Source organism: Mesonia ostreae (assembly GCF_031845265.1).
Classification (GTDB): Bacteria; Bacteroidota; Bacteroidia; order Flavobacteriales; family Flavobacteriaceae; genus Mesonia; species Mesonia ostreae.
Genome location: NZ_JAVRBG010000013.1, coordinates 78,020 through 91,378 on the forward strand (window position 1 = coordinate 78,020; position 13,359 = coordinate 91,378).

Annotated in this window: 11 protein-coding genes; 8 read left to right on the top strand and 3 right to left on the bottom strand. The window is 35.6% G+C overall.

What is annotated here, in order from left to right:
• Positions 1-29: 29 nt before the first annotated feature.
• Both RLT85_RS12475 and RLT85_RS12480 read left to right on the top strand, forming a co-directional pair.
• Entirely contained in the window at positions 30-3,482 is a 3,453-nt protein-coding gene (locus RLT85_RS12475) for a pyruvate carboxylase (RefSeq protein ID WP_311402382.1), read from the top strand.
• Positions 3,483-3,798: 316 nt separating this feature from the next.
• Complete coding sequence (locus RLT85_RS12480; RefSeq protein ID WP_311402383.1) at positions 3,799-4,461, top strand: uracil-DNA glycosylase family protein; 663 nt, start codon at positions 3,799-3,801, stop codon at positions 4,459-4,461.
• 57 nt (positions 4,462-4,518) lie between these two features.
• Here RLT85_RS12480 and RLT85_RS12485 read toward each other — a convergent pair whose 3' ends face one another.
• The 3 genes from RLT85_RS12485 to RLT85_RS12495 form a co-directional block, all read right to left on the bottom strand.
• The gene (locus RLT85_RS12485; RefSeq protein ID WP_308863637.1) at positions 4,519-5,364 is read right to left on the bottom strand and encodes an OmpA/MotB family protein; all 846 of its coding nucleotides are present in this window, start codon (positions 5,362-5,364) and stop codon (positions 4,519-4,521) included.
• Between the two features lie 81 nt (positions 5,365-5,445).
• Positions 5,446-6,441, bottom strand: a complete 996-nt coding sequence (locus RLT85_RS12490; protein WP_311402384.1) for a glycosyltransferase family 2 protein — start codon at positions 6,439-6,441, stop codon at positions 5,446-5,448.
• A 9-nt stretch (positions 6,442-6,450) separates the two neighbouring features.
• Positions 6,451-6,897, bottom strand: a complete 447-nt coding sequence (locus RLT85_RS12495; protein WP_311402385.1) for a type I restriction enzyme HsdR N-terminal domain-containing protein — start codon at positions 6,895-6,897, stop codon at positions 6,451-6,453.
• 60 nt (positions 6,898-6,957) lie between these two features.
• Between RLT85_RS12495 and holA the strand changes: the two genes are divergently transcribed.
• The 6 genes from holA to RLT85_RS12525 all read left to right on the top strand — a co-directional run bounded on the left by holA (position 6,958) and on the right by RLT85_RS12525 (position 13,063).
• Entirely contained in the window at positions 6,958-7,983 is a 1,026-nt protein-coding gene (gene holA / locus RLT85_RS12500) for a DNA polymerase III subunit delta (protein ID WP_311402386.1), read from the top strand.
• A complete protein-coding gene (menA, locus tag RLT85_RS12505; protein ID WP_311402387.1) occupies positions 7,984-8,883 on the top strand; it encodes a 1,4-dihydroxy-2-naphthoate octaprenyltransferase in 900 nt (299 codons plus the stop codon). It abuts the gene before it with no gap.
• 159 nt (positions 8,884-9,042) lie between these two features.
• Positions 9,043-9,723, top strand: a complete 681-nt coding sequence (locus RLT85_RS12510; RefSeq protein WP_311402388.1) for a metal-dependent hydrolase — start codon at positions 9,043-9,045, stop codon at positions 9,721-9,723.
• A complete protein-coding gene (locus RLT85_RS12515) occupies positions 9,723-10,766 on the top strand; it encodes an o-succinylbenzoate synthase (RefSeq protein ID WP_311402389.1) in 1,044 nt (347 codons plus the stop codon). Before RLT85_RS12510 ends, RLT85_RS12515 begins: the two co-directional genes overlap by 1 nt.
• Positions 10,766-11,908, top strand: a complete 1,143-nt coding sequence (locus RLT85_RS12520) for a CPBP family glutamic-type intramembrane protease (protein WP_311402390.1) — start codon at positions 10,766-10,768, stop codon at positions 11,906-11,908. Before RLT85_RS12515 ends, RLT85_RS12520 begins: the two co-directional genes overlap by 1 nt.
• 54 nt (positions 11,909-11,962) lie before the next feature.
• A complete protein-coding gene (locus RLT85_RS12525; protein ID WP_311402391.1) occupies positions 11,963-13,063 on the top strand; it encodes an AMP-binding protein in 1,101 nt (366 codons plus the stop codon).
• Positions 13,064-13,359: the final 296 nt, after the last annotated feature.

Genomic DNA, 13,359 nt, shown 5'->3' on the forward strand with positions numbered 1-13,359 from the left:
AGCGATTCATTTACTTATACGCACAACCAATGAAAATTAATAAAGTTTTAGTCGCCAATCGAGGCGAAATCGCCATTCGTATTTTTAGATCCTGTACCGAAATTGGTCTACGAACCGTAGGTATTTACACGTTCGAAGATCGATATTCCTTACATCGTTATAAAGCCGATGAGGCCTACCAAATAGGAGAAGATTCAGAGCCTTTAAAACCCTATTTAGATATAGACAAGATTATTGCCGTGGCTAAAGAAAATGGGATAGATGCCATTCATCCTGGTTACGGATTTCTTTCTGAAAACGCCGATTTTGCCCAGGCTTGTAAGGATAATGGTATTATTTTCATTGGTCCTAAAGTTTCTATTTTAAAAGCTTTAGGCGATAAAATTATGGCCAAAAAAGTGGCAATAGATAATAATATTCCTATTATTAAAAGTAATGAAAAAGAATTAGAAAATGTTGATATTGCTTCCGCGGAAGCAAAAAAAATAGGATACCCTATCATGCTAAAAGCTGCTTCTGGCGGAGGCGGTAGAGGAATGCGCGTAATAAGATCCGAAGAGGAGTTGCGCCAAGCCTACCCAGAATCTAAGCGGGAAGCCGCCAATGCCTTTGGAGATGATACCGTATTTATAGAAAAATTTGTAGAAAACCCAAAGCATATAGAAATTCAGTTGTTGGGAGATAACCACGGAAATTTAGTCCATCTTTTTGAACGAGATTGCTCGGTACAGCGTCGCTATCAAAAAGTGATTGAGATAGCGCCATCTTATGGTTTAAAAGAAGAAACCAAAAACAAATTATATGAATATGCCTTAAAAATTGGAAAAGCTGTAGACTATAACAATGCAGGGACGGTAGAATTTTTGGTAGATGAAGATGGTAGCATTTATTTTATTGAAGTAAACCCAAGAATACAGGTAGAACACACGGTAACCGAAGTAGTCACAGGAATAGATGTGGTAAAAGCCCAACTATTTATTGCGGGTGGATACCGCCTAGCAGACGAACAAATTAAAATTCCTTCTCAAGATAAAGTAGAGGTTAAAGGTTTTGCGGTACAATGTAGAATCACAACGGAAGATCCTAAGAATGACTTTAAACCAGATTACGGAGTTATAACTACCTATAGAAGTGCTAATGGATTTGGAATACGTCTGGATGCGGGAAGTGTATATCAAGGTGTAAGCGTTTCTCCGTTTTTTGACTCTATGTTGGTAAAATTAACCGCCAGTAGTAGAACTCTAGATGGCGCTTGTAGAAAAATGCGCAGGGCTTTAGCCGAGTTTAGGGTGCGTGGTGTAAAAACCAATATGGCATTTTTAGATAATATCCTCAACGACGCTACGTTTAGAAAAGGAGAAGTGACCGTTAACTACATTAAAAATACACCAGAACTTTTCAAATTTAAAGAACCTAGAAACCGAGCCACCAAAATGGTGAATTTCTTAGGAAATGTGATTATAAATGGAAATCCAGATGTAAAAACCATAGATTCTACTAAAAAACTAGTAATTCCTGAAATTCCAAAATTTGATAAGCAACAAGCATATCCTAAAGGAACGAAAGATTTATTGACAGAAATGGGACCAGAAAAATTTTCTCAATGGCTTAAAGCCGAAAAGAAAATTCACTTTACAGACACGACAATGCGTGATGCGCACCAAAGTTTATTGGCCACCCGTATGCGAACCACAGATATGTTAAGTGTTGCAGAAGGTTTTGCCAAAAACCATCCCGAAGTATTTAGTATGGAAGTTTGGGGAGGAGCCACTTTTGATGTTTGTATGCGTTTTCTTAAGGAAAATCCTTGGGAACGCTTGCGCTTATTGCGGGAAGCGATGCCTAATGTTTTGTTTCAAATGCTAATTAGAGGTTCTAACGGAGTGGGTTATACCGCTTATCCTGATAATCTCATCGAAAAATTTGTAGAAGAAGCTTGGGAGAACGGGGTTGATATTTTTAGAATTTTTGATTCGCTTAACTGGATGGAATCTATTGCGCCTTGTATAGAATACGTAAGAACCAAAACCAACGGAATCGCCGAAGGAGCCATGTGTTATACTGGAGATATTTTAGACCCTAAACGCAGCAAATACAACCTAGATTATTACTTGCGTTTGGCAAAAGATATTGAAAATGCAGGAGCACATATTTTGGCGATTAAAGATATGGCAGGTTTATTAAAACCTTACGCTGCCGCGGAATTGGTTTCGGCATTAAAAGCAGAAGTTAATATTCCTATACATTTACACACCCACGATACTTCATCCATACAATCTGCTACTTACCTTAAAGCGATTGAAGCTGGAGTAGATGTGGTAGATGTTGCTCTAGCGGGCTTATCTGGCTTAACCTCTCAGCCTAATTTTAACCCGATGGCAGAAGCTATGCGTCATCAAGAGCGCGAAAATAAAATAGATATGCAAAGTTTAAATGCTTATTCTAATTATTGGACGACGATGCGCGAATATTATTATCCGTTTGAATCTGGTTTAAAATCTGGAACGGGAGAAGTGTATCGACATGAAATTCCTGGCGGACAGTATTCCAACTTAGTACCACAAGCAGAATCTCTTGGTTTAAAAGACCGTTTTAACGAGATTACCCGTATGTATAGCGATGTAAACCAATTGTTTGGAGATATTGTTAAAGTGACGCCTAGTAGTAAAGTAGTGGGAGATATGGCTCAGTATTTAGTGAGTAATAATTTAACGATTAAAGATGTACTCGAAAAAGGAGAAAGCATCAGTTTTCCAGAATCGGTTAAAAGTTTTTTTAGAGGAGATTTAGGTCAGCCTGTAGGCGGATTTCCAAAAGACCTTCAGAAGATTATTTTACGCGATGAAGCTCCGTATACCAATCGGCCAAACGCTCATTTAGAGCCAGTAGATTTCGAGAAAGAATTTAAAGAATTTCAAGAGAAATTTACCAATGGAATGGATAGAGAGTGGGAAATTACAGATTTCTTATCTTATAAACTCTATCCAAAAGTATTCGAAGACTTGTACAATCACTATGTGAAGTATGGGAAAGTGATGCATATTCCTACCAAAAATTTCTTTTACGGAATGCAACCAGGAGAAGAAATTATTGTAGAACTCGATAAAGGAAAAACACTGTTAATTACTTTAGTTTCTGTTGGAGAAGCCGATGAAGAAGGAAAAATCACTGTATTCTTTAAAATAAACGGACAGACGAGAAATGTAGAAATTCAGGATGCTTCCATCAAAGTAGAGAAGGTAACGCATACCAGAGCAGAAAAAGATAACGAGAAGCATGTCGCGGCACCTTTACAAGGTTCGCTTTCTGAAATTATGGTAGAAGAAGGGCAACAAGTGAAGAAAAACGAGCCTTTGTTTGTCATTGAAGCCATGAAAATGGGAACCACAATCACAGCCAATACCGATGGGAAGATTAAAAAAATCTACTTAAAAGAAGGTACGATGGTCTTTAGTGAGGATCTTATTGTAGAGTTAGAGTAGAATGGATAAGTTAACTATTTAAGAAATATTGTCCGATTAAGATATAAGACGTAAGATGTAAGACTTGCCCGCATCGAAACAATACGGTCGAGCAGACCACTTTTCCGTAAGACTTAATACGCAAGAATGCACCAATCTAAAACCACCATTAAAATTATCTTTAATTAATTTTATGGTGGTTTTAATTCCGTTATTTTAAACTTCTAGTCTTTAGTCTCTAGTCTAGCAGCGCAACGGTCTAAAATCTAATAACGAAGAGGTCTAGTATCTAAGAACGAAGTGATCTAGCCTCTAACGTCTAATATCTAACAAACCTATGTTTAAACATCAACATCCTTATCCGCCTTTTATTCCAAAAAATGCCACCAAACTGATTGTGGGCACTTTACCGCCACCAAGGTTTACTACGGGAAATTTTAAACCCGATGATGTTAATTTTTGCTACGGAAGTAGGGACGGACAATTATGGAAAATTATAGAAAGAATATTTAAGCTTGATCTTACCTATAACAATTCCGCGGAAGCGATAGAAGAACGAAAAGAGGTATTAATCAAAAATAATATCGGTGTATGTGACATGGTAGAATATGCCTATAGAGAGAAAATTGACGCTTCAGATATTGGCATGCAAAGGCCGGTTTTAAGAGATATGATTGGGATTTTAAAAAAACACCCGCAGGTAGATACCCTGTTGTTTACGGGAGGAAATAGCAAGAATGGCCCCGAATATTTTTTTAGAAGGCATATTAAAGGTTTTAGAGATATTCAACTAAAGAAAGTGAGCTTGGAAGTGCCAAGAATCCATCAGTTTTTGCTGGAGGGGCGATTAATCAAAACGGTTTCTTTAACGGCGCCCTCTGGAGCTGCCAATCGCGCTGTGGGAAGTATGGGGCTTTATAAGCAAATGAAACTCAAGAATCCAGAATTAGATACCATAGATTTTAGGGTGTTACAATACGAACCTTTCTTTAGGGAATAAAAAAAGTCCTCGATGATCATCGAGGACTTTTTTATACATATTTTAAACTTTAAAAGCTTACTTCGCTTTTTTCATTCCTTCTTCAATCATTCCATAAAACTGGTCTAACTTAGGAAGAACAATAATTTTTGTTCTACGATTAGCTGCTTTTCCAGCAGAGGTTTCGTTACTATCTACGGGAACATATTGACTTCTACCCGCTGCGGTCATTCTTGCAGGATCTACATCAAAGTCATGTTGTAAGATACGAACAATAGAAGTAGCTCTCTTAGTACTTAAATCCCAGTTGTCTTCCATACAAGAATTTTTAATTGGCACAGAATCTGTATGTCCTTCTACCATAAATTCGAAATCTTTCTTGTCTTTCACTACTTTCGCAACTTTACCTAGCACTTCTTTTGCTCGGTTAGAAACTTGGTAGCTTCCGCTACGGAATAATAATTTATCTGAAATAGATACGAAAACGACTCCTTTCTCTACATTAATCTCAATATCATCATCATTAATATTACTTAAAGCACCTTTTAAACTGGTAACTAGAGCTAAAGTAACCGAGTCTTTTTTATTGATGGCATCCCGCATAGTTTTAATCTGCAAGTCCTTTTCTTTCATACTCTCTAAAGAACGCTCCAAGTTTTCTGCACCTTTTTTAGATAAAGTAGATAAATCCCCTTGAGCATTTAAAAGCGCAGAATTGGTGTTTTTAAGTAAGTTGATTTGATCTTTTAGACTATTTACACGATATTCCTTATCTTCTAGACAAGTATTAAGTTTAATCGTAGCTGTATTTAATAAATCTTGAGTGTCTTGTTGCTTGGTTTCCATCGCTTTGTATTTCTTAGAAGAAACACAAGAAGAAAATAAAAAAACAGCAGATGCTGTCAATAAAAATATACGTTTCATAACTTTATAGTTTATACTATTTGAAGATTCAAAGCTATTAAAATTGCAGGACGCCTTATAACAGATTAACATTTTTATAACTTATGAGAGCTCATGGAACTTTTTTTGTCCTTTTATAAAGTACTTCCAAACGATTGAGAACAAGAAATCACCGCTTTCAGAAGGTTTTATAAATTTTCTTTTTTTCTGAATACGGAGAAAATTTTTGTAGAAACTCCCATGTGCTTTTAGGATGGCTAAGAAGTGTTTCGGCTTTCCTTGAACTAAAAATTGAATTCCGGCAACCGCATCTAATAGCATTCTAATAAATATAAGCAAGTAGGCTTTGAATCCAGGAACATTCTTTAATATGTTGTAAAGCGAGTTTCTAAAATTATAGAAGGTTTTCTTGGGATTCATTACGTTGAGCGTGGCTCCGCCTAAATGATAAATGCTAGAAGCTGAGGTATACCAACATTGGTAACCTCTATTTTTAATGCGCCAACACAAATCAATTTCTTCTTGATGCGCAAAATAGTCTTCATCCAAACCGTTTACTTCCTCAAAAACGCTTCTTCTAATCGCTAAGCAAGCGCCGCTCGCCCAAAAAATCTCTTGATCATTATCGTACTGACCCCTATCTTCTTCTAAGGTATTGAATATTCTTCCTCTGCAATAAGGATAAGCCAATCGGTCTATAAACCCGCCAGCAGCTCCGGCATATTCAAAATGTGTTTTCTTTTTATAATCGAGAATTTTGGGTTGAATAACAGCAATTTTTGGAGAAGAAGTAAACATTTTCTCTATAGGAGTAAGCCAGTTTTGCGTAACTTTTACATCGCTATTGAGTAAGATAAAAATATCTTCTTTCACTTTCGCTAAGGCATCATTATACCCTTTTGCATAGCCACCATTTACGTTATTCTGAATTATTTTTACCTGCGGATAATGTCGTTCAACAAAAGAAATAGAATCATCTGTAGAGGCATTATCGGCTACATAAACTGTGGCTTGTGTGGAATGTTTCACTACTGAAGGTAAAAACTGTTCTAAAAGCGATTTTCCGTTCCAATTTAAAATTACTACTGCTATGGTCATACATTTATCTTAACTAGAGAAATCTGGAATGTCTTGTAAAAAATCATACTTTTCTTCTTCATAATTCAATTGGCAAAAGTAATGATTCAATCCGTTAGTAACCATTAAATAGCGTGCTTTTAAAGCCATATTGTAGCGGGCAATTTGATCGAAGGTGTCTTGGGTAATTTTTACAGAAGGCGCTTTGCATTCTACAATAAGCTGTAAACTACCTTCCTTATAAAAACCCACGACATCGTAACGTTTTATTAACCCGTTAAGTTTAAGCTGTTTTTCTACGTTGATAAGCTGTAGCGGATATTTTTTTTCATGATGTAAAAAATGAACCGTATGCTGCCTTACCCATTCTTCTGGCGTAAGAATGATGAACTTTTTACGGATAACATCAAAAATAGACACTTTATTTTCGTTATTTTTGAAGCGAAATTGATAAGACGGAAAATTGAGCTTGTTCATAAGCTTCAAAGAAAACAAATTTCTAGCGTTTCCGCTTTAGCGAAATACAATTTTTTATCTATGGAATTAAAATCGCTTTTACAGGATATAAAGCAGCGAAAATTAAAGCCTATTTATTTTTTAATGGGAGAGGAGCCGTATTATATCGATAAAATATCTGAATTCTTAGGAGAAAATATCTTAACGGAAGATGAGAAAGCTTTTAATCAAACTACATTGTACGGAAAAGATGTAAATTTAGATGAGGTGTTGAGTACAGCAAAACGTTTCCCTATGATGGCCGAATATCAAGTGGTGATAGTGAAAGAGGCACAAGATATGTCTCGGGAGATTTTAGCACAAGCAGATAAGAAAAAAAACCAATTAGAGGCTTATGCTGAAAATCCGCAACCGACCAGCATATTAATCTTTTGTTACAAATATAAAAAATTAGACAAGCGTAAAAAAGTGTATAAGGCGATCGCTAAAAGCGGAGTCATATTTGAGAGTAAAAAAATCTATGAAAATCAAATTCCTACTTGGATTAGAGATGAGGTAAAACGACGTGGTTATTCCATTTCACCAAAAGCAACTCATTTATTGACAGAGTTTTTAGGAAATGATTTGGCTAAAATCACCAATGAGATTGATAAATTGGAATTAATTTTAAACGGAAGAAACGAAATCACACCAGAGATTATTGAAGAAAATATAGGTATAAGTAAAGACTTTAATAATTTTGAATTGCAAAAAGCATTCGGTACTAAAGATTTTACTAAAGTCTACCGCATTATTGATTATTTTTCTCAAAACCAAAAAAACCATCCTATAGTGCTTACCATTCCTATTCTTTATAATTTTTTCTCTAAAGTATTATTATACCACGGCTTAAAAGATAAGTCTAAGGGGGGCGTAGCGAAAAGCCTAAAAGTGAATCCGTTTTTTGTAAGCGATTATAGTGTTGCGGCCAACAACTATCCAATGCGACAGGTAAGCGGAATAGTCACTACTTTAAGAGAAATAGATATGAAAAGTAAAGGGGTTGATGCGGCTTCTGCCACACCAGCAGATTTATACAAAGAACTCCTTTATAAAATACGCTCGTAGATGACAAAGTTTAAAACTTGGGTGTCTGCAGCACGATTAAGAACTTTGCCACTTTCTATAGCCGGAATATTGGTAGGAACTGCATTAGCGCGATTGGAAGGCCATTTTTCGCTAAGCATATTTATTTTAGCTCTATTAACCACATTGGGCTTACAAGTGCTTTCTAATTTTGCAAATGATTATGGAGACGGCGTAAAAGGCACCGATAATGAAGATAGAATTGGTCCTATGCGAGCCATACAAAGCGGAATCATCTCTCATCAAGAAATGAAAGTAGGAATGATTCTCGTAAGCGCATTTAGTTTGGTGATGGCGTTGTTATTAATATATACCGCTTTTGGGAGTGATAAATTTTTATATTCCATTCTATTTTTTCTCTTAGGATTAGCTTCCATTGCAGCAGCGATTAAATACACCGTAGGAAAATCTGCTTATGGTTATAGAGGTTTGGGAGACGTATTTGTCTTTATCTTTTTTGGGTTAGTGGGTGTTTTAGGTTCTCATTTTTTATACGTGCATTATTTTCATTTTATTAACTTGTTGCCAGCCGTTAGTATTGGTCTATTAAGCACCGCAGTATTAAATCTTAATAATATGCGAGATCAAGAAAGCGATACCAAAGCTCAAAAAAACACATTGGTCGTGTATATGGGAGCAGCTAAGGCAAAAAAATACCATTATGTGTTAATCATTTTGGCCTTTCTAGGTCTGGTATTATTTATTCTTCATTCAAAAAACTATTTGTTAGCTGTTTCTTTATTAGGCTTTATTCCGTTATTTATTCACTTAAAAACAATTGCCAAAAATACAAGTCCGGTGTTATTAGACCCCGAACTTAAAAAAGTAGCGCTAAGTACTTTTGCTATCGCTTTACTTTTTCTAGTATTGAGCTTACTTTAAAATTAAAAGAGACCTTACAGATTTTAATAGCTGTAAGGTCTGGTAATTTTAAAAATTTGTGTGGTTGATTAGACAAAACAAACTGCCAAAAATGTTATATAAATGTGAAGCATTTAGACATTCATTTCTATTTTAGTAAATTCCATAAAAATTAGAATCATGAAAATTACATTTTACGGACAGAATAGTCTAGGATTAGAAATAGACGGAAAGCACATTATTGTAGATCCATTTATCACAGGTAACGATTTGGCAAAAGATAAAGTAGATATTCAGCAATTAAAGGCAGATTACATTTTAGTTACGCACGCGCATCAGGATCATACCTTAGATGTGGAAGCAATTGCTAAAAACACGGGCGCTATCATTGTAAGTAATTTTGAAATCGCCAATCACTTCGAAGCTAAAGGTTTTGAAGTGCATCCTATGAATCACGGTGGTTCTTGGGAATTTGATTTTGGAAAAGTAAAATATGTGAATGCTATTCATACCAGCTCATTTCCAGATGGAAGCTACGGCGGCCAACCCGGGGGATTTGTGATAGAAGCAAACGAAAAATGTGTGTATATTGCAGGGGATACTGCTTTAACGATGGATATGAAGCTCATCCCTATGCGTCACCAAGTAGATTTAGCGGTTTTACCTATTGGCGATAATTTCACTATGGGCGTAGATGATGCCGTAATTGCTAGTGATTTTATAGAATGTGATAAAATTTTAGGTTGCCATTACGATACGTTTGGGTTTATAGAAATTGACCATAAAGTAGCTAAAGAAAAATTTGAAATGAAAAAGAAAGAACTCCATCTTTTAGAGATAGGAGAAAGCATAGAAATTTAATGAAAGCACGCTATCAAAAACTTAATTTAAATTTTAAACGCCCCAGTGGAACTTCTCGGGGCGTTCTTACGACCAAAGAAACTTGGTATTTAATTCTAGAAAAAGAAGGTAAAAGAGGAATAGGTGAATGCGGAATCCTTCGCGGATTAAGTATAGACGACCGTCCAGATTATGAGCAAAAGCTTCAATGGCTTTGTGAACATATTCATAAGAATCCAGCTTTTCTCTTTACGGAATTAAAAGAATACCCGTCCATTATTTTTGGATTGGAAATGGCTTTGAAATCGCTAGAAAGTGAGCATCCTCATATTCTTTTTCCTTCTCTCTTTACGGAAGGAAAAAAAGGAATTCCTATCAACGGACTAATTTGGATGGGGAAGAAATCTTTTATGAAAGAGCAAATTCAGGAGAAAATAAAGCAAGGTTTTAGTTGCATTAAACTTAAAATTGGAGCTATAGATTTTGAAGCAGAAATGGAACTTCTTCGGTACACTAGAAAAGAGTTTTCTGCCAATGATATAGAGTTACGCGTAGATGCCAACGGAGCTTTCCTACCAGAAGAAGCCTTGGAAAAATTACAACGCCTAAGCGAACTAAATTTGCACAGTATCGAGCAACCCATCCGCCAAGGGCAACTACAAGAAATGGCTAGGTTATGTGAGGTAACTCCGTTGCCTATCGCCTTAGATGAAGAATTAATAGGAGTTTTTAATACTTCCGATAAGGAAAAATTAATTCAAGATATTAATCCGCAATATATAATTTTAAAACCGAGCTTAATAGGTGGGTTTCAAGGAATGGATGAATGGATTTCTCTAGCAAACCAAAATGATACACATTGGTGGATCACAAGCGCTTTAGAAAGTAATGTAGGTCTTAATGCCATTGCACAATACACCTTTTTGCAAGGAAACACGATGCCACAAGGTTTGGGAACGGGAGGTCTTTTTACCAATAATATCGAAAGTCCTTTGGAAGTAAAAGGCGAAAATTTATTTTACAATCCCATGCAATTTTGGGGAATTAACAAGCACCCATTCTAATGTTTATAGAACAAGCATATCGCGGAAAGCACGATTTTTGGTTATATTTAGTAGGCTCATTAATTGTAGCATTAGCAGCGACCATAGGACAAATTCCGTTAACCATTGCTATTTTTCTAGATCGAGGCCTTGATGTGGTGGGAATGTCGCAAACCGAGTTGATGCAAAGCCTAGATCCTAATCTTTTAATCTTCTTGTTATTATTGTCTTTTGCTGTTGGTTTTATAGGCCTAAAGTTGGCTGTAAAATACCTACACCAGATTAGTCTTATGAAAATTACCACCACCCGTAAAAAAATAGACTGGGGAAGAATTTTATTAGGATTTGGTTTAATAGCTGTATTTTCTTCGGTGTCTATTTTGATAGATTACCAGAGCAATCCAGAGAATTATGTATGGAATTATAAACCCATGCCTTTTCTTATTCTTTGTCTCATAGCCATTGTGATGGTTCCTATACAAACCAGTTTAGAAGAATATATTTTTAGAGGTTATCTTATGCAGGGTTTTGGTATGGGAACAAGACACGAATATTTTTCTATAGGATTAATCGCCACTCTACTCATATCGCTCATTCTTTTTGGAGCTAATTATTTATATGATTTAGACTTTGGTGAAAATGCTTTAATTGCGTTGGTATCACTAATAATTTTTGTTGGGATTCATATGTTTTTACAGGCAAGAAAAGTGTATGATAAATCATCTTATATAAAATTTAATAACTCGTTTCAGTTTAAATTTACGCCTTTGATCATCACTTCGCTAATCTTTGGATTATTGCACTTAGCAAATCCAGAAGTGGGAAAACTAGGCTATACCATTCTATTTTTCTATATAGGAACTGGATTGTTTTTGGGAATTATTACTTTAATGGATGAAGGTATGGAGCTTGCTTTAGGTTTTCATGCGGGGAATAACCTTGTCGGAATTATTTTAGTCACCGCAAATTGGACTGCATTTCAGTCGGAGTCATTGTTGAAAGATGTGGCGGAACCTAGCATTGGTTTCGATGTTTTCTTGCCTTTATTAATCGTTTATCCTATTTTTTATATCATTATGGCAAAAATGTACAAGTGGAATAACTGGAAAGAAAAGCTTTTTGGTAAGATTAAAGCTCCTCTAGAAACTAGAACACCAAATTAAAAAAGCTTATTCTTTTGAAAATCTTAACTTTACACTGAATAACAAACCTTGGTTATGGTAGAAAACACATTAGATTTTACGCAAATACATCAAGATTTTCAATGGAGAGGGAGTTCACTAGATGTGGTTAGCCTTAAAGAATTAGCGACTTTATATACCGAAGAAGGCGAACCCTATGAAGAAGAAATAGGAAAGTTTTTCTTAGACTGGTTAGATGATAAGGACTATGTTGAGGTGCATACTTCTGGCTCTACGGGGGCGCCCAAAATTATTCAAATCCGTAAAGAATGGATGTTTAATAGTGCCAAAGCAACGGGTAAATTTTTTGAGTTATCCGAGAAAACCACTGCTTTATTATGTTTGCCAGCTACCTATATTGCAGGAAAATTGATGGTGGTACGTGCCATGGTTTTAGGTTGGCATATAGATAGTGTACCGCCAAAATCTAATCCGCTAGACCAAGTTTTTAAACGTTATGATTTTTGTGCAATGACGCCATTTCAATTGGATAATTCCTTGGGAAGACTGCATTTGGTTTCTAAACTTATTGTGGGAGGCGGAGCTATTTCGCTTCCGCTGAAAGCACTTGTACAAGATTTACCTACGAAAGTTTACGAAACCTACGGAATGACTGAAACCGTAACGCATATTGCGGCAAGACGCGTGAACTCTGCAAAAAGTAAGCAAGGAGAGATTCCGTTTAAATTATTGCCAAATGTGAGTGTGAGTGTAGATGAACGCAATTGCTTGGTGATCAAAGCTCCTGGAGTGGCAGCAGCACCTATAGTTACCAATGATGTAGTTGAATTAGAAACGTATAAAAAGTTCTATTGGCGCGGAAGGATAGATCACGTAATCAATACCGGAGGTGTCAAAATTTTTCCGGAGCAGGTAGAGCGAAAGTTAGCAAATACAATTCTGCACAGGTTTTTTATCACATCTCTTCCCGATGACGCCTTAGGAGAAAAAATAATCTTGTTTGTAGAAGCTCCGTTTTCTGAAGAAAGCTTAGAAGAACTTACTCAGCAAATTAAAGAGATAGATGAAATAACAAAATTTGAAAAGCCTAAAAAAATCTATTTTGTTGAAAAATTTGAGGAAACCCACACGGGGAAAATCCATAGAATTCATACGCTCAAAGCGAGATTGGATTAGAGTTACGGTTTTGATTTGTTCTTGTATAATTAGGTTTACATCAGTAGCAACGAATAATTTATAAAGTTTTTAATGAATTATTTTATACCAAGCTCTTTTAATTATGCTAGTATTACTTTTCTATAATTAATGAAGTTAAGTAGGTTAATTTTTTCTATAATTAGCCTCACTTAAAAAACAAGGTATGTAATGATTGCTAGATTCAAGTAATAAACGCAACTGTATTATCCTGATATAGGTTGACCATTTTTGGGTTAAAATTTCATTTAATATTATTGTAATTTCACACGAAACAT

Bases quoted from the DNA above. Each gene is read 5' to 3' on its own strand.
- RLT85_RS12475 (WP_311402382.1), top strand. From the start codon at position 30: ATGAAAATTAATAAAGTTTTAGTCGCCAATCGAGGCGAAATCGCCATT.
- RLT85_RS12480 (WP_311402383.1), top strand. From the start codon at position 3,799: ATGTTTAAACATCAACATCCTTATCCGCCTTTTATTCCAAAAAATGCC.
- RLT85_RS12485 (WP_308863637.1), bottom strand. From the start codon at position 5,364: ATGAAACGTATATTTTTATTGACAGCATCTGCTGTTTTTTTATTTTCT.
- RLT85_RS12490 (WP_311402384.1), bottom strand. From the start codon at position 6,441: ATGACCATAGCAGTAGTAATTTTAAATTGGAACGGAAAATCGCTTTTA.
- RLT85_RS12495 (WP_311402385.1), bottom strand. From the start codon at position 6,897: ATGAACAAGCTCAATTTTCCGTCTTATCAATTTCGCTTCAAAAATAAC.
- holA (WP_311402386.1), top strand. From the start codon at position 6,958: ATGGAATTAAAATCGCTTTTACAGGATATAAAGCAGCGAAAATTAAAG.
- menA (WP_311402387.1), top strand. From the start codon at position 7,984: ATGACAAAGTTTAAAACTTGGGTGTCTGCAGCACGATTAAGAACTTTG.
- RLT85_RS12510 (WP_311402388.1), top strand. From the start codon at position 9,043: ATGAAAATTACATTTTACGGACAGAATAGTCTAGGATTAGAAATAGAC.
- RLT85_RS12515 (WP_311402389.1), top strand. From the start codon at position 9,723: ATGAAAGCACGCTATCAAAAACTTAATTTAAATTTTAAACGCCCCAGT.
- RLT85_RS12520 (WP_311402390.1), top strand. From the start codon at position 10,766: ATGTTTATAGAACAAGCATATCGCGGAAAGCACGATTTTTGGTTATAT.
- RLT85_RS12525 (WP_311402391.1), top strand. From the start codon at position 11,963: ATGGTAGAAAACACATTAGATTTTACGCAAATACATCAAGATTTTCAA.